We start from the raw sequence: 24,421 nt of genomic DNA, 5'->3' as shown, positions 1-24,421 counted from the left end.
CGGTCCGGATCGATACCAGTCAGGCCGGCAGGCCATCTATTAGGAGTTCAATGCAATGAGCATTTTGAAATGCATATCGCCGATCGATGGCTCGGTGTACGCCGAACGGCCGGTGATGGGCGTCGAGGAGGCTGCGTCTGCTGTGGCGCGGACTCGCAAGGCGCAGAAAGACTGGGCCCGGCGCCCACTTGACGAGCGCATCGCGCTGGTCCGCGCTGGCGTTGCCCGGCTTCACGAGATGAACGATGAGGTGGTTCCGGAATTGGCCTGGATGATGGGTCGGCCGGTGCGCTATGGCGGCGAGTTCGGTGGCGTCAACGAGCGCGCTACCTATATGGCCGAGATTGCCGCGCGGGCGCTGGCGCCGATCGAGATCGAGAATTCGGCTCAGTTCGAACGCCGCATTGTCCGCGAGCCGCACGGCGTGGTGTTTGTGGTCGCACCCTGGAACTATCCCTACATGACGGCAATCAACACGGTTGCGCCGGCGCTGATCGCCGGCAATACGGTGGTGCTCAAGCACGCCACGCAGACCTTGCTGGTTGGAGAACGCATGGCCCGCGCGTTCCGCGAGGCGGGCCTGCCGGAAGACGTCTTCATCAACCTGTTCCTCAACCATAAAGGCAGTGAAGCGCTGATTTCGGCGGGAAGCTTCAACTTCATCAACTTCACCGGCTCGGTGGGTGGCGGCAAGGCAATCGAACGGGCCGCGGCAGGAACCTTCACCGGGCTCGGGCTCGAGCTTGGCGGCAAGGATCCCGGCTATGTAATGGAAGACGCCGATCTGGACTGGGCGGTCGATGTGCTGATGGATGGGGCGATGTTTAATGCCGGGCAATGCTGCTGCGGCATAGAACGGCTTTATATTGCCCGGCCACTCTATGACGCGTTTGTCGAAAAGGCCGCGGCCTGGGTGTCTTCAGGTCTCAAGCTCGGCAATCCGCTGGAACAAGACACCACCATCGGGCCTATGGCCAATGTTCGCTTCGCCAAAGAGGTCAGGGCACAGACGCAGGAGGCCATCGCCAGTGGCGCGCGCGGTCTGATCGATCCGAAACAGTTCCCCGCTGATGATGGTGGCGCCTACCTGATGCCGCAGGTCCTGGTTGACGTGACCCACGACATGCGGGTGATGCGCGACGAAAGCTTCGGGCCGGTGGTCGGTATCATGCCGATCGACAGCGACGAAGAAGCGCTTGGCCTGATGAACGATTGTCAGTTCGGCCTGACCGCCTCGCTGTGGACCAATGATGCCGAACGTGCGGCCCGCATCGGCGCCGAACTCGAAACCGGCACCGTGTTCATGAACCGGGCCGATTATCTTGACCCGGCGCTGTGCTGGACCGGCTGCAAGGCCACCGGCCGCGGCGGGTCGCTGTCGGAAATCGGCTTTCACAACCTCACCCGTCCCAAATCCTACCATCTGAGAAAGAAATCCGCATGAGCCCGCGCGCCAACTGGTCCTATCCCACCGCAATCCGTTTTGGCGCCGGGCGCGTCTCGGAGCTGGCTGAAGCTTGCGCTGCAGCCGGCATGAAAAAGCCGTTGCTCGTTACCGACCGGGGACTGGCCTCGCTGCCGATTACCGCCAATGCGCTTGAACTTCTGGATGCCGCAGGCCTTGGACGGGCGATTTTTGCAGAGGTTGATCCGAACCCGAACGAGAAAAACCTCGAAGCCGGCGTTGCGGTGTTCGAGGCTGGTGGTCATGACGGTGTGATCGCCTTTGGCGGTGGTTCCGGGCTCGATCTTGGCAAGCTGATCGCGTTTCAGGCCGGGCAAACACGCCCGGTTTGGGATTTCGAGGATATTGGCGATTGGTGGACCCGCGCGAATGGTGATGCCATCGCTCCGATCATCGCCGTGCCGACAACTGCGGGCACCGGCTCGGAAGTCGGCCGTGCGGGCGTGCTGACCAACTCGATCACCCACGTCAAGAAGATCATCTTCCATCCCAAGCTGCTGCCTGCAGTCACGATCTGCGATCCGGAACTGACAGTGGGCATGCCGAAGATCATTACGGTTGGCACCGGAATGGATGCGTTCGCCCATTGCCTGGAAGCCTATTCATCGCCGTTCTATCATCCGATGAGCCAGGGTATCGCGCTCGAAGGCATGCGGCTGGTCAAGGAAAACCTGCCGCTGGTGTTTGCTGATGGGTCCAATATCGACGCTCGCGCTGAAATGATGAGTGCAGCGGCGATGGGCGCGGTGGCGTTCCAGAAAGGACTCGGCGCCATCCATGCGCTGTCACATCCGATCGGTGCAGTCTATAATACTCATCACGGCATGACCAATGCCGTGGTGATGCCTCCGGTGCTGGTGATGAACCGTCCGGCGATCGAGGAGCGGATTGCACGGGCTGCGAACTATCTGGGAATTTCGGGCGGGTTTGACGGGTTTTATGATTTCGTGCTCGGCCTACGCGCCGATCTCGGTGTCCCCGACAAGCTGGCAGCACTTGGCGTTGGCCGTGACCGGATTGATGAAATGACTGAAATGGCGCTCGAAGATCCGAGTGCCGGCGGCAATCCGGTGACCATGACTCCGGAGAACACACGGGCCCTGTTTGAAGCCTGTATCTGAAGTTTTGCTGCTGCGCCGTGTGCCTTTCGGGCATGCGGCGCAGTTTGTGATCCATTAAACTGCGCCGACCGCAATCGCCACCGATGTGCGGCACTGCTCGGAATGGCACTGTTTTTCAACGATAAATCGCACTATAGGCCGCGCTCGCTGGCGTTTTCTGCCGCGTTGACCGCGTGCTGCAAGTGGAGACTTGATGAAAACGCAAGGGAGGGTTGCTGAATCTGCAAGATTTCGGGTTACAATCGGTTCAAGAACGTGATTTGACTTATCGGGAGCGCTGATTGTCGGGGGGCCGCGCAATCAGATGCCAGCGGAGGAAACCATGAACATGAACCCAGTTCTGCAGTTCCTGGAAACCGAGAACCATGACGAGGACGATGCCGATGCCATACGCGCGCGGTTGACCCATGCAGTCGGCACGCTCGGATTTGACTTTTTTACGCTTGTCCGGCATCCGGGGCCAGAAAGCGATTCATCAGACATCATGCTGGCGGGGCAATGGCCGAAAGGTTGGCCGGAGCTTTATGTGAAGCGCAAATATGCGACCATCGACCCGACGGTTCGCTATCTGGGGCACAGCCAATGCGGTTTTCGCTGGCGCGAACCGATGAAGGCGTTTGAGTTTGATCCGCAGCGCGCGCGAATGGAACGGATGATGGTGGACGCGCGCCGCCACGGTCTTGAAGACGGGTATGTGTTTCCCGTTCACGGCCGGCGCGGGCTGGTTGGGGTACTGACAGTGGCCGGTCGCAGCATAGATCTTTCGCCGTCGGAAATGGCGCTGATGGATGCATTGGCCAAAAAAGCCTTCTGGGAGCTTCTTCAAGCGCAGGATCCCGCTGCCCATCGGCGGCTTAGCCGTCCGGTGGTGTTGCAGATGACCAAGCGCGAGATGGAGACGCTCGAATATCTCGGTCATGGCATGACCTCCAACGAGATGGGAGAGACGCTTGGCCTCTCGGCACATACCATTGACTGGTACATGAACGGCATCCAGGAGAAATTGCAGGCCAAGAACCGGCACCACGTGGTGGCGATCGCATTCAGGCTCGGGCTTATTTCCTGATTTGCACTGCAACAAAACAGTCGCTATTGAATGGGCGCGGGGTTGGGTCGGACCCCGGTCCCTTCGCCCAAACCCGGGAGCCTGTTTGTGCCAATTTCCAAGATTCTTGTTGCCAATCGGTCTGAAATTGCAATTCGCGTATTTCGCGCGGCCAACGAACTTGGGCTGAAAACCGTCGCCATATGGGCGGAAGAGGACAAGCTCTCGCTGCACCGCTTCAAGGCGGATGAATCCTATCAGGTCGGCCGCGGGCCGCACCTGGCACACGACATGGGGCCGATCGAAAGCTATCTTTCGATTGAAGAAATCATTCGGGTAGCAAGGCTTTCGGGGGCTGATGCCATTCACCCCGGATATGGGTTGTTGTCGGAAAGCCCGGAATTTGTGGATGCCTGCGAAGCCGCAGGACTTATCTTCATTGGCCCCAAGGCCGACACCATGCGCCGGCTTGGCAACAAGGTGGCGGCGCGCAATCTCGCCATCGAGATCGGTGTTCCGGTGGTGCCTGCGACCAAGCCGTTGCCCGACGACATGGATGAAGTGACCCGGATGGCCGAAGAGATCGGCTACCCGATCATGCTGAAGGCCTCCTGGGGTGGCGGCGGTCGCGGCATGCGCGCCATCCGCGATCCGAAGGATCTGGCCCGTGAAGTTGTCGAAGCCAAGCGCGAGGCGATGGCTGCGTTCGGCAAGGACGAGGTCTATCTCGAAAAGCTGGTGGAACGGGCCCGCCATGTCGAGAGCCAGATTCTCGGCGATACCCATGGCAACGCCGTTCATCTTTTCGAGCGAGACTGCTCGGTGCAGCGGCGCAACCAGAAGGTCGTCGAGCGCGCGCCGGCGCCTTATCTCAGCGAAGCCCAGCGCCAGGAACTGGCTGCCTATTCGCTGAAAATCGCCAATGCCACCGGTTATATCGGCGCAGGCACGGTCGAATATCTGATGGATATCGATACCGGCGCGTTCTACTTCATCGAGGTCAATCCGCGCATCCAGGTCGAACATACGGTCACCGAGGAAGTGACCGGCATCGATATCGTCAAGGCGCAGATTCATATTCTTGATGGCGAAGTCATTGGCACGCCAGAATCAGGGGTTCCTGCGCAGGCCGATATCCGCCTCAATGGCCACGCGCTGCAGTGCCGGATCACTACCGAGGACCCGGAGCAGAATTTCATTCCCGATTACGGGCGGATCACGGCCTATCGCGGCGCCACCGGCTTCGGCATCCGGCTTGATGGCGGCACGGCCTATTCTGGCGCGGTGATCACCCGGTTTTATGATCCGTTGCTGGAAAAGGTCACTGCCTGGGCACCGACGCCGGAAGAAACCATCCGCCGGATGGACAGGGCGCTCAGGGAGTTCCGGATCCGTGGCGTGGCCACCAACCTGACCTTCCTGGAAGCGATCATCACGCACCCGAGTTTTCTCGACAACACCTATACGACGCAGTTCATCGACACGACGCCCGAACTGTTCGAGCAGGTCAAGCGTCAGGACCGGGCCACCAAGCTTCTTACCTATCTCGCCGATGTCACGGTCAACGGTCATCCCGAAACCAAGGGCCGGCCGCTGCCGGTCGAGGATGCAGCGGCGCCGCGTGTACCGTATGTCGAGTCAGCCATCCCCGATGGCACCCAGCAACGGCTCGACCAGCTTGGCCCGAAAGGCTTTGCCGAGTGGATGCGGGCGCAGACCCAGGTTCTGATCACCGACACCACAATGCGCGACGGGCATCAATCGCTCTTGGCAACGCGGATGCGCACCCACGACATCGCGGCGATTGCCGGCACCTATGCAAGGGCCTTGCCGAACCTCTTGTCACTGGAATGCTGGGGTGGGGCGACCTTCGACGTGTCGATGCGGTTTCTGACCGAGGATCCGTGGGAGCGGCTTGATCTGGTGCGCCAGGGCGCGCCCAACCTGCTTTTGCAGATGCTTTTGCGTGGCGCCAATGGCGTTGGCTACAAGAATTATCCCGACAACGTGGTCAAGCATTTCGTGCGTCAGGCTGCGCAGGGTGGCATTGGCCTGTTCCGGGTGTTCGACTGCCTCAACTGGGTGGAAAACATGCGGGTGTCGATGGACGCCGTGGGCGAGGAAAACAGGCTTTGTGAAGCTGCGATCTGTTACACCGGCGACATCCTCAATTCGGCCCGCCCGAAATACGATCTGAAATACTACACCGGGCTTGCGGCGGAGCTTGAAAAAGCCGGCGCGCATATCATCGCGGTCAAGGACATGGCCGGTCTGTTGAAGCCTGCGGCGGCGCGGCAATTGTTCACCGCCTTGCGCGAAGCCACCGACCTGCCGATCCATTTCCACACCCATGATACATCTGGCATCTCGGCGGCCACGGTGCTGGCGGCGATCGACAGCGGTGTCGACGCGGTCGATGCAGCGATGGATGCGCTGTCGGGCAACACCTCGCAGCCCTGCCTCGGTTCGATTGTCGAAGCGCTGCGCGGCCATGAGCGCGATCCTGGTCTTGATCCTGAATGGATTCGCCGGATCTCGTTTTACTGGGAGGCGGTGCGCAACCAGTACGCCGCGTTCGAGAGCGATCTCAAGGGCCCCGCTTCCGAAGTTTACCTGCATGAAATGCCCGGTGGACAGTTCACCAATCTCAAGGAGCAGGCGCGTTCGTTGGGGCTTGAGACCCGCTGGCACGAAGTGGCCCAAGCCTATGCCGACGCCAACCAGATGTTTGGCGACATCGTCAAGGTGACGCCGTCGTCGAAAGTGGTCGGCGACATGGCGCTGATGATGGTCAGCCAGGATTTGAGCGTTGCGGATGTCGAGAACCCGGAAAAGGATGTCTCCTTCCCTGAATCGGTGGTCTCGATGATGCGCGGTGATCTGGGGCAACCGCCAGCCGGCTGGCCGAAAGCTCTGCAGAGCAAGGTGCTCAAGGGTGAAGAAGCCTACACGGCGCGGCCTGGTTCGTTGTTGCCAGCAGCTGATCTTGATGCCGAGCGCACCGAGATCGAAACCAAGCTGGAACGCAAGATCAGCGAAAACGAGTTTGCCTCGTACCTGATGTATCCGAAGGTGTTTTCCGATTTTGCCATGGTCAGCGAGACCTATGGTCCGGTGAGCATGCTGCCGACGCCGGCCTATTTCTACGGCATTCCGGTTGGCGGCGAGTTGTTCATCGAGATTGAAAAAGGCAAAACGCTGGTGGTGCAGAACCTGGCCCAGAGCGAGCCCGACGACAAAGGCCTGGTCACCGTGTTCTTCGAACTCAACGGCCAGCCCCGCCGGATCAAGGTGCCGGACCGGGCGCATGGCGCATCGGGCTCAGCTGCACGCCGCAAGGCGGAGCTGGGCAATGACGCCCATGTCGCGGCGCCGATGCCCGGCGTGATCTCGACCGTGGCGGTGGCCCAGGGCCAGGAAGTCAAGGCCGGGGATGTGCTGGTGTCGATCGAGGCGATGAAGATGGAAACAGCCATCCATGCCGAGCGCAACGGAACGCTGGCTGAAGTGCTGGTCAAGAACGGTGATCAGATCGACGCCAAGGATCTGCTGGTGGTGTACGCCTGAGCCGGGCTGCGAACGCATGATCCGGTTTTAGTGTCCGGCTTCGGACTTGCGCCGGGTCCGATGATTTCGCAATGTCGCACCACGTTTCTTGCGCATACCGGGTTCCGATGGGGTCTGGCGCGCCTAATCTGCCACCACGAGGATATTGTCCATGCTTGCCGCCATTCCGCTGATGATCGTGCCGCTGGTACTCTACAATCTTGTCATGCTGGGGATGATCGGCGGCGGTGTTTCAGGACTGGGATCCACCGTCACGTCAATGTCGATGATGTCGGGGGCGACCTGGACCATGAGTCTTGGCGACCTGCTGATCGTCATCGCGCTGGGGCTGCTGTTCATCGAGGTGTTGAAAGCAACCCGCACCGGGGCCTGGTCGGTAATCGACCACATGCTCTCGATGTTCGTATTCGTGGCGTTTCTGGTCGAGTTTCTGCTCGTGCGCGATGCCGCCACGCAGGTGTTTTTCATCCTGATGGTGATCGCCCTCATCGACGTGATTGCCGGATTTTCCGTCGCTATCCGCTCGGCCGGTCGCGACGTTTCCATTGGTCTGTAGCGGCTCAGCCGCCGTCGGCGGTAAAGCCTGCGGCTTCAACACCGGCAATGGCGCAGATCTCGTCATTATCAGATGAATCACCGGTGATTCCGACCGCGCCAATGATAGCGCCCTTGCGGTCGCGGATCAGAACACCGCCCGGTACCGCCACGATCTTGCCGCCGGAGACGGCCGACAGTCCCTCGAGGAAATGCGGCCGGGTTTCAGCCTGGGCGTTGAGCCAGCGCGAGCCGGCGCCGACAGCCAGCGCGCCATAGGCTTTGCCACTGGCGATTTCATAACGCAGCATCGAGGCCCCGTCCTGGCGCTGAGATGCCTTGGGATGGCCGCCGGCGTCCAGTACGACAACGCTCAACGGCTTGAGTTCCAGTTCCTTGGCCCTGGCGAGTGCCGCGGTGATGATCTTGAGCGACTTGGCGAGTGTAAGGTCGGTCATCGTGCATACCTTTCATGAAAACGTTATCGGATACTGATACAACCCGCTAGGATGCGGTCGATTGAGCGAAATCCTGGTGAGGCAGGCGTCATTTCTGCAGCCGAAGCAGCCATGCCAGCCTGGGCCGGGCTTACCGCGAAAATGCGCGCGGGCTAATTGCCGATCGAGTTGATCTTGTCCTGCAATGCCTTGAGCTGTGACTTCAGTTCGTCGATGTCTTTGGACGTGTCGGACTTCTTCTGGGTTTCTTCAGGCTCGCCCGAATGACCCAAGGCAAACGGCGAAAACATCTGCATCGCCTTCTGGAACATTTCGGTGTTGCGACGAACCTGATCCTCGACCAGCTGCAAAGGCAGCTGGATGTTGGGCGACATCGGATTGTTGCCAGTGGTACTGGCGAGCTGGGCACGCATCTGTTCCTGCTGGTCGGTCAGCGCCGACATCGAATGCTCGAGATAGCTCGGCACCACCATCTGCAGCTGGTCGCCGTAAAACGAGATCAGTTGCCGCAGGAAGGATACCGGCAGCAATGTATTGCCGGTTTTGGATTCCTGCTCGAAAATGATCTGGGTGAGTACCGAATGGGTAATGTCGTCGCCGCTCTTGGCATCGAGCACGGAAAAATCCTCGCCCTTCTTGACCATGACTGCCAGGTCATCGAGCGTCACATAGGTGCTTGTCCCGGTATTATATAGTCGGCGATTGGCATATTTCTTGATCGTCACCGGGCCGCTGTTCTTCGCCATGTTCGCTCTCCTTCAAGGTCCTGTCGAACCTAGGATCTTGATCCTGGATGTCATAGTTTGAACAGGACTGTAGGCGAAAATGCCTTGGAATGACAATTCCTTTGTGCATTGCGGTGAATGCAGCCTCCCACGGGTCATACAATAGTTTTGATTATATCGATTGCACCGCGTTTTTTGCAGTGCGATATTTGACAGCCGGGTCAAGCTCCGTCACTTTTGATCCAGCCTCACACCATCAGATGACAGGAATTTCGTCATGAGCTCAATCGTTATCGCCAGCGCCGCCCGCACCCCCGTCGGGTCCTTCAACGGCGCATTCGCAAATGTCTCCGCCCACGCGCTTGGCGCGGCCGCGATCAGGGCGGCGCTCGAACGCGCCGGTGTCGATGGTGCCGACGTCGACGAAGTCATCATGGGGCAGGTGCTGCCTGCGGGCGAAGGCCAGAACCCGGCACGCCAGGCCGCGATGGCTGCTGGTATCCCGCCGGAGACCACTGCCTGGGGGCTCAACCAGCTGTGTGGTTCGGGCCTGCGTGCGGTGGCGCTCGGCATGCAGCAGATCGCCATGGGCGATGCCAAGATCATTGTCGCAGGCGGACAGGAATCGATGTCCATGGCTCCGCATTGCGCGCATCTGCGCGGCGGCACCAAGATGGGCGATGTCAAGTTTACCGACACCATGCTGAGCGACGGCCTGACCGATGCGTTTTACGGCTACCATATGGGGGTGACGGCCGAAAACATCGCCAAGAAATGGCAGCTCAGCCGTGAGGAACAGGATGTCTTCGCTGTGGCCTCGCAGAACAAGGCTGAAGCCGCCCAGAAGGCCGGCCGGTTCGCTGACGAGATCGTTCCCTTTGTCATCAAGGGCCGCAAGGGCGACGTTACCGTCGAGCACGACGAATACATCAAGGCAGGCACCACGATTGAGGGCGTCGGCAAGCTGCGCCCGGCTTTCGACAAGGAAGGCACCGTCACTGCCGCCAACGCTTCTGGTATCAATGATGGCGCCGGTGCGGTGGTGCTGATGAGCGCCGAGGAAGCCAAGAGGCGCGGTATCGAGCCGCTGGCGCGGATTGTCTCCTGGGCAACTGCCGGCGTTGACCCGCAGATCATGGGCACCGGCCCGATCCCGGCGTCGCGCAAGGCGCTTGAAAAGGCAGGCTGGAGCGTCGGCGACCTCGACCTGGTCGAGGCCAACGAAGCCTTTGCCGCGCAGGCCTGCGCCGTCAACAAGGAACTCGGGTGGGACCAGTCGATCGTCAACGTCAATGGTGGCGCGATTGCCATTGGTCATCCGATCGGTGCTTCCGGCGCACGCATTCTCAATACCCTGCTGTTTGAAATGAAGCGCCGCGGCGCCAAGAAGGGCCTGGCGACATTGTGCATCGGCGGTGGCATGGGCGTCGCCATGTGCGTCGAACGCGACTGAATCGATAATCAGAACAATCTGGGAGAATCGGCATGAGCAAAGTAGCACTGGTGACGGGAGGAACACGGGGCATTGGTGCGGCGATTTCGGTGGCGTTGAAGGCGGCCGGGTATACAGTCGCCGCCAATTATGCGGGCAATGACGAGGCCGCGGCGAAGTTCACCGCAGAAACCGGGATCAAGGCCTTCAAATGGTCGGTCGCTGATTACGACGCTTGTGTCGCCGGCATCGCTCAGGTGGAAGCCGATCTCGGCCCGGTGGCGGTGCTGGTCAATAATGCCGGTATCACCCGCGACGGGATGTTTCACAAGATGACGCCGCAGATGTGGAACGAAGTGATTTCCACCAATCTGTCGGGCCTGTTCAACATGACCAACCCGGTGTGGGGCGGCATGCGCGAACGCAAGTTCGGCCGCGTCATCAACATCTCCTCGATCAATGGCCAGAAGGGCCAGGCGGGGCAGGTGAATTATTCGGCAGCCAAGGCCGGAGACATCGGCTTCACCCGGGCGCTGGCCCAGGAGGGCGCGCGCGCCGGCATTACGGTCAACGCCATCTGTCCGGGCTATATCGGCACCGACATGGTCAAGGCCATCGACGAGAAGGTGCTTAAGGAGCGCATCATCCCGCAGATCCCGGTGGGCCGGTTGGGCGAGCCCGAGGAAATCGCCCGTGCGGTGGTGTTTCTGGCTGCAGATGACGCTGGCTTCATCACCGGATCGACGATTTCGGCCAATGGCGGGCAATATTTCTCCTGATCAAACTTTCGATCCCGACACGACAGCAAACGGCTCCCTCGGGAGCCGTTTTTGTATGCGCAAATCGGGCGCCACCGGAGAAGCCGGACAAAAGTTAATTCCGGCGCGGTTTCCGGAGTGCGAAATGCGGCAAAGGCAGCGGAAATAGTGCCTACGGACGCAGGCTTGGACCAGATCTTGTGGTGAACATACCGGCAACATTGCGAGATCGCTGATTCGTCGCCGATTCGTTCCGTTGCTGTTCCGGAAGTTAATGCAGCCGGGTGAACGGCTGTCGTCTGCACGCGCGAACGGTCTGGAAAGATTAACAAATTCAAAACGGCTGGTGCCTACGCGAAGCCTGATGTGTGCCAAAAGTTAACAGTGAAAGACCAATTGACTTGTTCGATGGGTCTGATGGTTCTGTATCTGGTGGCGGGGAGGGGGATTGGCGCGACATATAGGGTGAACAAATGAGAAACATGATCAGATCTCTGATTCGTCGCTGATTCGTTCCGGCGCTGTTCCGGAAGTTAACGTGAGAAGCGTAATCCCGGTAAATTTGTTAGGGAAGTGTTTGGAATAGTTAACAAAATATGAACGGCGCGGATTGCCGGCATACTGGGACGGAAAGTCAGAGCGGCTGCCGTCAAAAGTTAACGCCCGCAGCAGAAATGACGTAAAGGAGGAACAGTCCGATTCAGCATTTTGTGCCGCCTCCTGCCGCTTTCGCCATATGTTGGGGTGAACAAAAAGGGAATATGAATGAGTCATTGATTCGTCGCCGGTTTGTTCCGCCACTGTTCCAGAGGTTAACGCCGCGACCTCTAAGGGGGCGGTTTTTAGCGCTGTTACAGATCGGTCGATGTGCTAGGACAAGGCTTGTACTGATCCTGAAACGGACGAAGATGCCCGCTTCCCGCAGCCACCCTCCCAAACCGCTGATTCTGTCCGGACGCGGCGTTACTGCTGTGCTTGGCCCGACCAACACCGGCAAGACCCATTACGCCATCGAGCGGATGGCCGCGCATTCTTCCGGAGTGATCGGCCTGCCGCTGAGGCTCCTGGCACGCGAAGTCTATGGCCGCATGGTCGACAAGGTCGGCGCGCAACATGTCTCGCTGGTCACCGGCGAGGAAAAGATCTCGCCACCGGGCGCGCGCTATTCGGTCTGCACCGTGGAAGCGATGCCGCAGGAAACCGACGCCGCGTTCGTGGCCATCGACGAGGTGCAGATCGCCGGTGATCTGGAGCGCGGGCATGTATTTACCGACCGGATCCTGTCGTTGCGCGGCCGCGAGGAAACATTGCTGCTGGGCTCGGCCACCGTGCGCGGAATTCTCGAATACCTGTTGCCGGGAATCACCATCGTCGAGCGGCCAAGATTGTCGGAACTGCACTATGCCGGCTCGAAGAAGATCACCCGGCTGCCGCGGCGCTCGGCGATCGTGGCGTTTTCTGCCGACGAGGTCTACGCCATCGCCGAACTGGTGCGGCGGCAACGCGGCGGGGCTGCGGTGGTGCTGGGCGCGCTGAGCCCGCGCACCCGCAATGCCCAGGTTGAACTCTACCAGAATGGCGATGTCGACTACCTGGTCGCAACCGACGCCATCGGCATGGGGCTCAATCTCGATGTCGATCACGTTGCCTTCGCCCAGGAACGCAAGTTCGACGGCTATTCCTACCGGCAACTGACAGCTTCCGAGTTTGGGCAGATCGCTGGTCGCGCCGGGCGACATTTGCGCGATGGTACGTTTGGCGTTACCGGCCAGGTCAACCCGTTGGACGATGACCTGGTACAGCGGCTGGAGAGCCACGTATTCGGACCGGTCAAGATTCTGCAGTGGCGCTCCAAGCAACTGGATTTTTCCAGCCTGCAGACATTGCAGGCGAGTCTGGAGCAGGTTCCGGCGATCCAGGGGTTGACCCGGGCGTTGCCGGCGGTCGACCAGCGGGCACTTGAACATCTGGTTAATGATTTCGAAGTTCGTGACCTTGCCAGCACGCCGGGCAATGTCGCCACCCTTTGGGATGTCTGCGCGCTGCCCGATTACCGGCGTATCGCACCGGCCCAGCACGCCGACCTGATCGCCACGATCTATGGTGATCTGATGCGCCGCGGCGCCGTCAACGAGGATTTCCTTGCCGAACAGGTGCGCCGGACCGATTCTACCGATGGCGAAATCGACACTTTGTCGGCGCGCATTTCGCAGATCCGAACCTGGACATATATCTCAAATCGGCCCAATTGGCTTGCCGATCCGACACACTGGCAGGAAAAGACGCGCGAAATTGAAGATCGATTGTCAGATGCACTGCATGAAAGGTTGACGAAACGCTTCGTTGACCGCAGGACATCTGTGCTCATGAGGCGCCTGAGAGAGAATTCTATGCTCGAAGCAGAAATAAGCGTGAATGGTGATGTTTTCGTTGAAGGTCACCTGATTGGACAACTAGCCGGATTCCGGTTCGTGGCTGACACTTCGGCGGAAGGTTCCGACGCCAAGGCGGTCAGTGCGGCTGCGCAAAAGGCGTTGGCGCTGGAGTACGAGGCGCGGGCAGCACGGCTGCACGCTTCGGGTAATTCCGATTTCGCCATTGGCGCGGATGGCACTGTGCGCTGGCTCGGCGATCCGGTGGCGAAGCTCGCCGCCGGCGACCATGTGCTCAAGCCCCGGTCGATCCTGCTGGCTGACGAACAGCTCAGCGGCGCCGCGCGTGATTTTGTTGCCGCGCGCATCGACCGGTTCGTCAATCATCACATCGCTACCGTGCTCAAGCCGCTCGACGATCTGACCCGGGCCGAAGATCTCGACGGTCTGGCGCGGGGACTGGCGTTCCGGCTGGCTGAAAGCCTCGGCATCCTGTTCCGTCGCGACGTTACCGACATGATCAAGGACCTTGACCAGTCGGCACGTGCCAGCCTGCGCAAATACGGCATCCGGTTCGGGGCCTATCATATTTTCATCCCGGCGCTGCTGAAGCCGGCGCCGGCCGAACTGGTGACGCTGCTGTGGGCGCTGGTCAATGACGGCTTCACGAAGCCGGGCTATGGCGATGTGACGCCGCTGCTGGCTGCCGGGCGAACCTCTGTTGCCACCGATCCGGCGATCGATCGCGAGTTTTACCGGTTGGCCGGTTTCCGGTTCCTGGGAAAGCGCGCCGTGCGGGTCGACATTCTGGAGCGCCTGGCCGATTTGATCCGCCCGGCATTGCAATGGAACCCGGGTGCGGCTGGCGCGCGACCGGAAGCAGCCTATGACGGCCGTCGTTTCATCACCACAACCGGCATGCTGTCGATCCTGGGCGCCACCCAGGACGATATCGAGGAAATCCTCAAGGGGTTGGGGTATCGTGCCGACGAAATTCCGGCCGAAGAGGCGCAAGCCCATATTGCTGCGCTTGAAGCTGTTCAGGCCAACACCGCCGATGGCGGCGGCACGGGACCGGTGGTCGAGATCGTGGTTTCACGGACGGCTGCAGAGCGCCCGCTGAAGCCGACAACGCCGGTCGAAAAAGCTACACCTGCTGCTGCCGAAAGCGCGACGGCAACCGATTCCTCGGAAGCGGTGGCATCAACTGAAACGGCTGAAGCCGTGGCGGAGCTTACCCCCGCAACCGATGACGCAAACGGTTCAACCGCAAAAACTTCAACCGAAGAAGCAGCCGCGGCGACACCAGCCGGCGATCAGGTTGCCGATTCTGCCAGTGGCGACGCGCCGGTTGCCGAGCCAACGGCTGCAGTGGCCGATGCTGGTGGGACTGAGACTGCAGAGGCTGACGCTGCCGCAGCAGGTGAACCAGCAACCGAGGCTGCCGAAGTGCCGCGCCCGGTGCTGCTGTGGCGCCCTGGTGGGCAACGTGGGGCGCGTCCAGGTGCTGGTGAAGGCCGGGGACGACGTGACGGCGGTAATCGCGGTGCGCGCGGGAACGAGAAAACCGGTGCTGCGGATGGCGAAGCCCGGCCCAATCGTGGCCATCGCGGCAAGCCCGGTCCCCACGGCAAGGGTGGCAAGCCGGGTGGCGGCAAGGGCGGTTACGGCAAGGCTGGTGCAGGCAAGGTTGGTGAGGGCCATCGCGCGCCGCGGACCGAGCGTCCGCCGCAGCGGGAAAAGCCGATCGATCCGGATTCACCGTTTGCCGCTCTGGCGGCTTTGCGCGACAAGTTGAAAAAATAGGCCGGGCCTGAATGGATCAACCGGCGCGCCTGCGAATCGACAAATGGTTGTTTTTCGCGCGCGTGCTCAAATCCCGGACCCTTGCCGGCAAGTTTGTTGCCGGTGGCAGTGTGCGGGTCAACAGCGAAAAGATCGATCAGCCGAGTCTTTCGGTCAAGTCGGGGGACGTGCTGACGATTTCGCTGGAGCGCCGTATCCTGGTGCTGAAGATTGTTGCCTGCGGCCATCGGCGCGGCCCCGCCCCGGAAGCGCAAGCGCTTTACCAGGATCTCACGCCAGCGCCGACCGAATCTGAGAAGATCGCAGCCGCCGGCCAGCGTGAGCCCGGCTCTGGCCGCCCGACCAAACGTGACCGGCGCCGAATCGACAAGTTCCTCCAGCCCGACGCGGACGATTGAACGCCGTGCTTTGGTCTGGTGTCTGACGCGCTCATGGGCAAAAGAATGGCGAATTGTCGCGGCTGGTGCCCGGGTGTCGCGGTGCGGCAAATTGGTGGCGCTGGAAGTCTTGCAAAGCGCGCTCAAAGCCGGTACCCCACCGCCGTTGTTCATGAATGCGTCTCGCATTGGAATAATTTTCCTTGAGCCACAACGCGGTTGCATGAATACACAGTGACGGTGCGGCATTCGCCCGATTGCACGAACGCGCAGCGCGTCCAAACGCCAGGAGAAACAGATGACCTATGTGGTGACCGACAATTGCATCCGCTGCAAATACATGGATTGCGTTGAAGTCTGCCCGGTGGACTGCTTCTACGAGGGCGACAACATGTTGGTCATTCATCCCGATGAATGCATCGATTGTGGCGTTTGCGAGCCGGAATGCCCCGCTGAGGCGATCAAGCCCGATACCGAGCCAGGGCTTGAGAAATGGCTTGAGGTCAACACCGAATTCGCCGATAAATGGCCCAACATCACGATCAAGCGGGACCCGCCCGCTGATGCGAAGGAATTTGACGGCCAGCCTGCCAAATTCGAAAAGTACTTCTCGCCGGAGCCTGGCGAGGGCGACTGACCAACGCCAATTGGCGTTGCTTTGCAGCAAAGTTGGTGTTGCGCCGCGTCATGGCCGACGACTGTCGACGTCGATGGCCGTGGGCGGTAACCACTTGCGCGCGCAAATCGTTGTTTTCCGTCATATTTTGTGATAAGGTCGCTCTTACTGACATCTTCAAGGCGCCGTCGGGGCGAAACAAGAAGCAAAAACGGAAGTAAACGTCCTTACCAACGGCGACCGATCTCCTCACAGCGCAAGCGCTGGCGGAACGGAACTCGCCGCGCGACGTTTGCCCAGTCATCCGTCTTGCCTGTTTTGCCCGCGCCGTGGGTCTGTCAGGGCATACGCCCCCAGGCGTGCGCAGGACCTGTCCGGGCAACCCATGCCCGTGCTCCAGTGTCCGGTTCCGTAACAGGGAGTTTTGAAAACGCATGACAACCCAGCAGAAAAAGCCTTCACAGAGACAGGGTTTCAAAACCGGTGAAGCGATTGTTTATCCGGCTCACGGTGTTGGCCAGATTGTCGCCATCGAAGAGCAGGAAGTAGCGGGTCACAAGCTCGAGCTTTTTGTGATCGACTTCGAAAAGGACAAGATGCGGCTCAAGGTGCCAGTCGCCAAAGCTTCAACCATCGGCATGCGCAAACTGTCGGAAACCGACTTTGTTGAGCGTGCGTTGAAGGTTGTGCAGGGCCGTGCCCGCATCAAGCGTACCATGTGGTCGCGCCGTGCGCAGGAATATGATGCCAAGATCAACTCCGGCGATCTGATTTCGATCGCGGAAGTTGTTCGCGACCTGTATCGGGCCGAAAATCAGCCGGAGCAGTCCTATTCCGAACGCCAGCTTTATGAAGCTGCGCTTGACCGGATGGCGCGCGAACTCGGTGCCGTCAACAAGATGTCGGACACCGAGGCGGTTCGCCTGATCGAGACCAACCTCAACAAGGGTCCCAAGCGTGGCAAGGCCAATGAAGAGGAAGGCGCTGCGGAAGGCGCTCAGGACAGCACCCAAGACGGCGCCCAGGAAGAAGCTGCGTAACAGCTTCTCCCCCACAACAGCCTTTCAAGGCCCGGGTCGCGCGCAGCGGTCCGGGCCTTTTTCATGCGGTCACGCTTGATGGGGAACCATCGGCGGCCCAGGGCGTTGAGTTGCAGGGTCAATCTGTGGCCGGAACGGTGCCTATCCGCGGCTTTGGAAAGCATCGGGCGCGAAATCGGATGAACGGCACAATCACGCTGATGTCATCGGGCTTGATGATCCGAAGTCCGGTTCGGCGCGTAAAATGAATTGATACACAATCGAAAAGGAGGGTGTCATGACAGCGACTTCCGCAAACCGGCAAATGGTGCGCGCGGCGATGGCTGCTCCCTATCTCGAACGCGAGGAGGAGCACAACCTCGCCGTGGCCTGGAAAGACCACAAGGATCAGGACGCGCTCCACAAGATTACCATGGCACATATGCGACTGGTTATTTCCATGGCGTCGAAGTTTCGCAATTTTTCGCTGCCGATGAGCGACCTTGTGCAGGAGGGCTATGTCGGGCTGCTGGAAGCAGCTGCACGGTTTGATCCTGAACGTGAAGTTCGCTTCTCCACCTATGCCAGCTGGTGGATCCGGGCGTCGATTCAGGATTACATCCTGCGCAACTGGTCAATCGTACGCGGCGGCACCAGTTCGGCGCAGAAATCGCTGTTTTTCAACCTGCGGCGATTGAGGGCGCGGCTGGCCCAGGGCGACCCGACCCTGACCGAGAGCGCCATTCATTCGCAGATTGCCGGCACTCTTGGCGTCAAGGCAAAGGACGTCGCGGTGATGGATGCGCGGCTTTCAGGATCGGATTCCTCGCTCAACGCGCCGATATCGGATGGCGAGGGCGGTGGGTCCTCCGACCGGATGGACTTTCTCAAGAGCGACGAGCCGCTGCCCGATGAACAGGTATCGACAATCATCGACGAGGAGCGGCGCAGTATCTGGCTTGGCGATGCGCTCAACACGCTCAATCCGCGTGAGCTGAGGATCATTCGCGAGCGCAGGCTGGCGGAAGACGGCGCAACGCTGGAATCGCTGGGCACGGCGCTCGGCATTTCCAAGGAACGCGTCCGGCAGATCGAAAACCGGGCGCTGGAAAAGCTCCGGGCGGTGCTTTCCACCGAGACACCGGAAATCGCCACCCTGTAATGCGGCGGCGCCCGGCCATGGTCGGACGTACTTTACCCCAAGACGGGCGATACGCTCTTGTTACTGATCGGTGACGATCTTGACCCGCTGTCCAGCCTTGATGGTCTGGCCGGGCGACAGCGCGTTGAGCAGCCGGAACAGTTCAACCTTGCGCTCGACGCCTCGCATCCGTGCTGATAGCGAGGTGAGCGTGTCGGATGCTGATGCAGTGACAATGCGGATGCGCAGCGGCTTGAGCGCCTTGATCTCGCTTGACGACATCTTGCGGAACCCGGAGCGGATGACAGAGGCGGTGGCGGCCAGATCGTTGCTGCCCAGCGGCGCTGCCGTGAGGAAGCGGTAAATCCGGTCCTTGATGCGAATTACAGTAATGTCGAAATCCCACTTGTCAGCGCTGGCTCTGGCAGTTGCCGCCGGCAGGCCGCCGATGCGGGTCTCGCGAATCGAGCTTTCATCGAGCCCGGTGACCCATCCGCTGGCAATATAGGTAGCCAGCGATTGCCGACCTTTGTCGGTGACGCCATCAAAGCGGATGGCCAGATCTCGTGGTCCGGTGGCCAGTACCGCTTCGGCCTGGTTGTCGATCCGGAAGCCGTCGGGCACGGCAAACCGCACGCCGAGCACCGGATGCAGGAATTCGTTGCCGCGCACATAGCCTTCATTGGGACTGTCGCCGAACAACAAGCCGTCGATGCCGTCGAGATAGTAGTCACGGCCGCGATCGCCGACGCCTTCCTGGCCGAAAGCACGCGCATGGTTTTTTGCCAGTTCCACTCGTTGCGGCGGGTTGGGGTGGCTGGCGAGGAAGTCGAGGCTGGCATCGGCATCCGGATCAACGGCGCCAAAACGCTGGTTGGCGTTCATCGATTCGAGGAACCGGGCGGCGGCAAACGGATCGTAACCGGCCTCGCCAAGCATTCTCACCCCGATGACATCGGCCTGAAGTTCCTGGTTGCGCGAGAACGCGGCGAGCGAAAGTTTGCCTCGGGCGAGTACCTGCCGGCCGGCGAGAGAATCGGAAAAAAGCTCCTCGGCCACCTGGCCCGCGAGTTCAACTTCCTGCTCGCGACGTTGCCGTTCAATGCCGTGATTGGCGGTGACATGTGCCATTTCGTGCGACAGCACCGCGGCAACTTCGGAGGCGTCGTTGGCAAGCGCCAGGAGCCCACGGGTGACATAGAGATAGCCGCCGGGCAGGGCGAAGGCATTGACGGCGGGCGAATTGAGCACGGTGATGCGGTAGGCCTGCTGCGGGTTTTCCGACACCAGTGTGAGCGCGCCGACAATGCGGGCGACCAGCCGTTCGGTCTTGGCGTCGCGGAATTCGCCGCCGTAACTGGCGATGATGCGCGGATGCTGATCGGCGCCAATGCGAGTCCGTGGATCGCTCGCACCGGCCTTCTCGGCCGTTTGCGGCGTATTCGACGGCCTGAGGCTCGGTTCGTAGACATCGACGCCCAAGGTCTGGCAGCCTGACAACAGCACCGCAGCTCCGAGCATGGCCAGAGCAAGCCGTGATGTTTTCCTGCCGGGAGCAGTCGTGGTCAGAAGGTCGCTTGGGTTCGTGGCCATTGTCCGCGTCTGTTTTCGGTTGAGCTATGCCGGGACGGAGGCTGGGGAGCTTCAGAAACCGGAGCGGTTCCACGGTTTAGCTTACTTCGCGGCGGTTCTCCAGTGGCAAACCTGCGCGACCAAATTGTGGCAGAAACTCAGTTCGCACTTCGGCGGCCAAGATAATCCTCGAGATCGGGCAGGTCACGGCGTTTGAAAAAAACCTCTGCCGGGTCGTCGGCAGCGATCCGCCCCTTGCTGATGAATAACATTTGGTCAGCGGCGGCGCGGGCCTCATCGGGATCGTGGGTGACCATCAGCACGGTAGCGCCGACTTCGGCGCGGATGTCGAGCATCAGGCCGAGCATGTCGGCGGCCAGACCCGGGCCGAGACCATCAAATGGTTCATCAAGCAGCAGCAGCGGGCGGCGACGGGCGAAGGCACGGGCAAGGGCAACACGCTGTCGCTCTCCGCCCGAAAGGGTGGCGGGCATCCGACGCCCGAAACCCGACAGACCGACCCGATCCAGCGCCGCTTCGACCTGTTTCCAGGCGCTGGCATCCAGCCGAAGCGCCGGGTCGAGACCGAGGCCAATATTGGTGCGTATGTCGAGATGGGCAAACAGGTTGTTGTCCTGAAACACCATTGATATTCCGCGCTCGGAGGGTGGCAGATCGTTGACCCGGCGGCCCTCGATCCGGATTTCGCCGGAGCGCGGGGTGAGAAAGCCGGCGGCGAGATTGAGAAGCGTCGACTTGCCGGCGCCGGAAGGCCCGAGAATGGCGGTCACTGTTCCGGGAGCACGGGCAAACGAGAATTCGGCACTGAGATCGCCGATCCCATAGGCCACCTCGGCGAAATCGATGGCTGGGCTTGTGGTCATGGCTGCTGGGTCCCGCCGCGGTTGCCGAGCCGGTCGGCGATGAAGATAAACACCATTGTGGCTATTCCCAGAAGTAGCGCCAGCCCGGCGGCGTCGGTGGTGCGGTAACTGCCGAGCTTCTGGTAGAGCAGCCATGGCAAGGTGATGATGCGATCGCTGCCAAACAGGGCGATGGCGCCGAGATCACCCAGTGACAGCGCCAAGGCAAAGGCAAACCCGGTCGCCAGCGGCAGCAGCATCGCCTTCAGGTCAATCTGCCTTATGCGGTTGATGCCGGTGATGCCGAGTGACAGCGCCAGCTGGCTGTTGCGAGCCATGGCGGTATTATAGGCGGGCTCGATCACCCGCATGACGAAGGGAAGGGCCATCAGCGCGTTGATGGTGACGATAACGGTGAGCGGTGCAAGGAGTTGCCCGGCGCCGCCGCCGAGCATCAGGAACCAGCCGGCGCCCAGCACCACCGGCGGCACCAGCAGCGTCAGTGATCCGGCCGCGCCCCACATTGCGGACAACAAACGGAGGCCTGACAACCGGCGTGGCGCAGGTGTGGCTGTCGGGGTGCGGGCTGAATGCCGGGCCCGCACCATCAAGCTCGAGAGCGACAGGGCCAGCACTGCCGAGGCGATGCCGATGCCGAGGCTGGTCGCGGTTGCCCGCCAGAAAATCGCATCGGAAAGCAGGCGCGGCAGATCCGCCACCAGCCCGGCGCCGATCACGGCAAGCATCGGTGCCGCCACGAAAATGACCGCGAGCAGGATCAGAGCCGCATCGGCAATTGCGTGCGCGCCGCCGCGGACATCGGGCCGGTCGGCACCGCCACCCTTGGTGTTGCCGGGATCGGCAGGTGTGGAAACAAGTTTGAGGCCTGCCATGATGGTCAACGTCAGGCCTATCTGGATAGTCGACAAGAGCACCGCCCGGCCGGGATCGAAATCGAACCGCAGCGCCTGGTAGATCGCCACTTCCAGCGTTGTCGCCCGCGGCCCGCCACCAAGCACCAGAACGAGCGTAAACGAGGTGGCGCAGAGCATGAAGACCAGACCCGCAGCGCCGGCAATCGACCCGCGCATTGCCGGCCATTCGACCAGACGAAACAGGCTGAAACCGCCCATGCCGAGATTGGCCGCAGTCTTCCAGTATTCCCGCGGCAGCCGTTCAAGGCCGGGAAGGATCAAGCGTGTGGCCAGCGGCAGGTTGAAAAACACATGGGCCAGCAATATGCCGCCCAGGCCGTAAATCGAGAAGGGTGTTTGTGCGCCGAGATAACCCAGGGCGGTGTTGGCAACACCGTTGCGGCCCCAGATCTCGATCAGGCCAAGGGCAGCCACCAGTGGCGGCAGGCCGAGCGGCAGGGTGAAAAGGATGATCAGCCAGCGCCGTCCCGGGAAACCCGGGCGACGGGCTAACGCACGTGCCAGCGGAACCGCGAAGACGACGCTGAGCAGGGTCGAAAGACCGGCCTGCAACAAGGTGAAGCGGGTGATCCGGTAGAGATAGCTGCCCTGACTGGCGCCGGCATCGCTGCTCAGGCCATAGGAAACGAGCACGATGATCGGCAAGGCCAGAGCCAGGCCGATGACAGCGAGGGCGGCAATGCCGCCGGCCCTCGCTGCGCGGTGTTCAGCCCGGGTCAGCATCAAAGCTGCACCCTGCTTAGCGACTCATGGCGGCAAGCCACTCGTCAATCCAGGCGGCACGGTTGGCGGCGACCTCGTCGGGCGCATAGAGGAAGGTCTTTGCCGGCGACACCAATTTGCTGAAGGCTTCCGGCAATGCCACATCGATCGCCGCGGCCGGCATCATCCAGTTGTTGGTGGGTATTTCATTCTGAAAGCCCGGCGTCATCATGAAGGCAAGGAACTCGCGCGCCAGATCCTTGTCGGGCGCATTGGCGAGCATTCCTGCCACTTCGATCTGCAGATAATGACCTTCGGAGAATTCGGCAGCCTGATAGCGGCCGGTCTTTTCAACTACCATATGATAGGCTGGCGAGGTGGTATAGGACAGCACCATCGGCGCCTCGCCCGAGGTGAACAGACCATAAGCTTCGGACCAGCCCGGGGTGACGGTGAGCACGCGCTTGCTCAGCTTCTGCCAGGCCGCTGCGGCATCATCGCCATAGACCGACTTGACCCAGAGCAGCAGCCCGAGACCCGGCGTCGAGGTGCGGGGGTCCTGGATGACGATTTTCTGCTCGGGATCACCTTCGACCAGTTGCTTGAGGCTGGCCGGCGGAGTGTCGAGCGCCTCGCTGTCATAGACCACGGCGAATTCTCCGAAATCATAGGGAATGAAGGTGTTATCGCTGAAATCGCCGGGCACCGAGATCGCGCTGGTGTCGAGGCCGTGGGCTTCAAACAGGCCGGTCGCCTTGGCGTCGGTGATAAGGTTGGTGTCGAGGCCGAGCACGATGCCGGCTTCGGCCTTGGCGCCCTCGAGCTTGAGCCGGTTGAGCAGCGCCACGCCATCGGCCACGCCGACCCATTTGAGATCGCAGTCGCATTCGGCCTCGAACGCCGCCTCGATCTTGGGACCGGGACCCCATTCGGCGATGAAGCTTTCATAGGTGTAGACGGTAAGCGATTTGTCTGCGCCGGCCGCGGGATTGGCAGCAAGGGGGAGAGTCGCCGCAAGGGCAGCCGCGAGAAACCATGATTTGCGCATTGATCGCGCCTCCTTTTGTTCAATAAACAGGAATAGGCGCGTGGAGCACGTCTAATCCCTCCGCCGGTACAAACCGGATCAGGTTCTTCGGGTTGGCTGTCAGGCCTCTCAGCCCGGTTTTGACGCCGGGCACCCCGTTAGAGCGAGACAAGACATAGAATTTCTTCCTGACGCTGGCAAGTGGGCACAAAGCTGCTATTGGCTGTCCGCGATGAGAGCTGATTTGACATTTGCGATCCTTTTGGGCGGCGCGCTGGAGATTGACGACCGGGTTCTCGACCTGGTCCGAGGCGTGCGGGCGATTGCCGCCGATGGCGGGATGATCCATGCCCGGGCGTTGGGGCTGACGCCGGAACTCTGGGTGGGCGATTTTGATTCTGCCGATGACGCGTTGCTGGCGCGCCATGGCGACGTGCCACGGCTGCCGTTTGCTGCGGCCAAGGACCTGACCGATGGCGAGATCGCGGTTGAACAGGCAATCGAGCGCGGTGCGCAACGGCTGGTTATGGTCGGGGCGCTGGCTGGAGAACGCAGCGATCACGCGCTTGCACATCTTTTCCAGGCTGTCGATCTTGGCGAACGCGGATATGACGTGGTGCTGACATCGGGCACAGAAGAGGCTGTTCCTCTGCGCCTGGAAGAGCGCGTGCTGGATTTGCCCGTCGGATCGCTGTTTTCGGTGATTGCGCTCGGCGCACTAACTGGTCTGAGCCTATCGGGTGTGAAATACCCGCTGGAAAAGGCTGACATTCCATTTGCCGCCTCGCGCACCATATCCAATGTCGCTATGGGCGCGGTTACCGTCAGCCTCGAATCCGGGCGCGCGCTTTTGCTCGCCCGTCCTCATGATTTAACCGGAGCTTGA

Annotated in this window: 20 protein-coding genes and 1 riboswitch; of the genes, 13 read left to right on the top strand and 7 right to left on the bottom strand. The window is 60.8% G+C overall.

Annotation, left to right across the window (positions count from 1 at the left end; translation table 11 throughout):
- Positions 1 to 55 precede the first annotated feature (55 nt).
- The 5 genes from ACK6D9_RS01045 (at position 56) to ACK6D9_RS01025 (ending at position 7,754) form a co-directional block, all read left to right on the top strand.
- On the top strand, positions 56 to 1,444 hold the full coding sequence (locus tag ACK6D9_RS01045; RefSeq protein ID WP_412050303.1) for an aldehyde dehydrogenase family protein: 1,389 nt from the start codon (positions 56 to 58) through the stop codon (positions 1,442 to 1,444).
- On the top strand, positions 1,441 to 2,586 hold the full coding sequence (locus tag ACK6D9_RS01040; protein WP_412050302.1) for an iron-containing alcohol dehydrogenase: 1,146 nt from the start codon (positions 1,441 to 1,443) through the stop codon (positions 2,584 to 2,586). The genes ACK6D9_RS01045 and ACK6D9_RS01040 overlap by 4 nt, the downstream gene beginning before the upstream one ends.
- A gap of 322 nt (positions 2,587 to 2,908) precedes the next feature.
- Positions 2,909 to 3,652 (top strand): helix-turn-helix transcriptional regulator, encoded by a 744-nt coding sequence (locus ACK6D9_RS01035; protein WP_322988476.1) that lies wholly within the window; start codon positions 2,909 to 2,911, stop codon positions 3,650 to 3,652.
- Positions 3,653 to 3,739: 87 nt separating this feature from the next.
- Positions 3,740 to 7,198, top strand: coding sequence for a pyruvate carboxylase (gene pyc / locus ACK6D9_RS01030; protein WP_412050301.1), 3,459 nt, complete (start codon positions 3,740 to 3,742; stop codon positions 7,196 to 7,198).
- A 151-nt stretch (positions 7,199 to 7,349) separates the two neighbouring features.
- Positions 7,350 to 7,754, top strand: a complete 405-nt coding sequence (locus tag ACK6D9_RS01025; RefSeq protein WP_412050300.1) for a hypothetical protein — start codon at positions 7,350 to 7,352, stop codon at positions 7,752 to 7,754.
- 4 nt (positions 7,755 to 7,758) lie between these two features.
- Here ACK6D9_RS01025 and ACK6D9_RS01020 read toward each other — a convergent pair whose 3' ends face one another.
- Positions 7,759 to 8,190 (bottom strand): GlcG/HbpS family heme-binding protein, encoded by a 432-nt coding sequence (locus ACK6D9_RS01020; RefSeq protein ID WP_412050299.1) that lies wholly within the window; start codon positions 8,188 to 8,190, stop codon positions 7,759 to 7,761.
- Between the two features lie 152 nt (positions 8,191 to 8,342).
- Positions 8,343 to 8,936: a polyhydroxyalkanoate synthesis repressor PhaR gene (gene phaR / locus ACK6D9_RS01015; RefSeq protein ID WP_412050298.1), complete on the bottom strand. Its 594-nt coding sequence runs from the start codon at positions 8,934 to 8,936 to the stop codon at positions 8,343 to 8,345.
- 256 nt (positions 8,937 to 9,192) lie between these two features.
- On the opposite strand from phaR, the gene ACK6D9_RS01010 reads away from it, so the two are divergent.
- Positions 9,193 to 10,368 carry an acetyl-CoA C-acetyltransferase gene (locus ACK6D9_RS01010; RefSeq protein ID WP_412050297.1) on the top strand — a complete coding sequence of 392 codons (1,176 nt, stop codon included), beginning with the start codon at positions 9,193 to 9,195 and terminating at the stop codon, positions 10,366 to 10,368.
- A gap of 32 nt (positions 10,369 to 10,400) precedes the next feature.
- Positions 10,401 to 11,126, top strand: coding sequence for an acetoacetyl-CoA reductase (phbB, locus tag ACK6D9_RS01005; protein ID WP_322988482.1), 726 nt, complete (start codon positions 10,401 to 10,403; stop codon positions 11,124 to 11,126).
- A gap of 465 nt (positions 11,127 to 11,591) precedes the next feature.
- On the opposite strand, the gene ACK6D9_RS01000 is transcribed toward phbB, so the two are convergent.
- Positions 11,592 to 11,906: a hypothetical protein gene (locus ACK6D9_RS01000; RefSeq protein WP_412050296.1), complete on the bottom strand. Its 315-nt coding sequence runs from the start codon at positions 11,904 to 11,906 to the stop codon at positions 11,592 to 11,594.
- 107 nt (positions 11,907 to 12,013) lie between these two features.
- Here ACK6D9_RS01000 and ACK6D9_RS00995 point away from each other — a divergent pair, with 107 nt between their 5' ends.
- The 5 genes from ACK6D9_RS00995 (at position 12,014) to ACK6D9_RS00975 (ending at position 18,457) form a co-directional block, all read left to right on the top strand.
- Entirely contained in the window at positions 12,014 to 15,283 is a 3,270-nt protein-coding gene (locus tag ACK6D9_RS00995; protein ID WP_412050295.1) for a helicase-related protein, read from the top strand.
- 11 nt (positions 15,284 to 15,294) lie between these two features.
- A complete protein-coding gene (locus tag ACK6D9_RS00990) occupies positions 15,295 to 15,681 on the top strand; it encodes an RNA-binding S4 domain-containing protein (RefSeq protein WP_412050294.1) in 387 nt (128 codons plus the stop codon).
- A gap of 277 nt (positions 15,682 to 15,958) precedes the next feature.
- Entirely contained in the window at positions 15,959 to 16,297 is a 339-nt protein-coding gene (gene fdxA, locus ACK6D9_RS00985) for a ferredoxin FdxA (RefSeq protein ID WP_322990534.1), read from the top strand.
- A gap of 413 nt (positions 16,298 to 16,710) precedes the next feature.
- On the top strand, positions 16,711 to 17,316 hold the full coding sequence (locus ACK6D9_RS00980; RefSeq protein WP_322990533.1) for a CarD family transcriptional regulator: 606 nt from the start codon (positions 16,711 to 16,713) through the stop codon (positions 17,314 to 17,316).
- Between the two features lie 277 nt (positions 17,317 to 17,593).
- Positions 17,594 to 18,457, top strand: coding sequence for an RNA polymerase factor sigma-32 (locus ACK6D9_RS00975; RefSeq protein ID WP_412050293.1), 864 nt, complete (start codon positions 17,594 to 17,596; stop codon positions 18,455 to 18,457).
- Positions 18,458 to 18,517: 60 nt separating this feature from the next.
- Here the strand turns inward: ACK6D9_RS00975 and ACK6D9_RS00970 are convergent, their stop codons facing one another.
- From ACK6D9_RS00970 to thiB, 4 genes are all read right to left on the bottom strand, one after another.
- Entirely contained in the window at positions 18,518 to 19,957 is a 1,440-nt protein-coding gene (locus tag ACK6D9_RS00970; RefSeq protein WP_412051702.1) for a M48 family metalloprotease, read from the bottom strand.
- 209 nt (positions 19,958 to 20,166) lie between these two features.
- Complete coding sequence (locus ACK6D9_RS00965; RefSeq protein WP_412050292.1) at positions 20,167 to 20,892, bottom strand: ATP-binding cassette domain-containing protein; 726 nt, start codon at positions 20,890 to 20,892, stop codon at positions 20,167 to 20,169.
- Entirely contained in the window at positions 20,889 to 22,529 is a 1,641-nt protein-coding gene (gene thiP, locus ACK6D9_RS00960) for a thiamine/thiamine pyrophosphate ABC transporter permease (protein ID WP_412050291.1), read from the bottom strand. Before thiP ends, ACK6D9_RS00965 begins: the two co-directional genes overlap by 4 nt.
- A gap of 16 nt (positions 22,530 to 22,545) precedes the next feature.
- Complete coding sequence (thiB, locus tag ACK6D9_RS00955) at positions 22,546 to 23,556, bottom strand: thiamine ABC transporter substrate binding subunit (RefSeq protein WP_412050290.1); 1,011 nt, start codon at positions 23,554 to 23,556, stop codon at positions 22,546 to 22,548.
- A 38-nt stretch (positions 23,557 to 23,594) separates the two neighbouring features.
- Positions 23,595 to 23,703, bottom strand: a riboswitch (TPP riboswitch).
- Between the two features lie 64 nt (positions 23,704 to 23,767).
- Here thiB and ACK6D9_RS00950 point away from each other — a divergent pair.
- Positions 23,768 to 24,421 carry a thiamine diphosphokinase gene (locus tag ACK6D9_RS00950; protein WP_412050289.1) on the top strand — a complete coding sequence of 218 codons (654 nt, stop codon included), beginning with the start codon at positions 23,768 to 23,770 and terminating at the stop codon, positions 24,419 to 24,421.

Origin of the sequence: Hoeflea sp. Naph1 (genome assembly GCF_046837775.1) — a bacterium.
In the GTDB taxonomy this organism is placed as follows: Bacteria; Pseudomonadota; Alphaproteobacteria; order Rhizobiales; family Rhizobiaceae; genus Hoeflea.
This window is presented reverse-complemented; position numbering and strand designations above follow the sequence as displayed.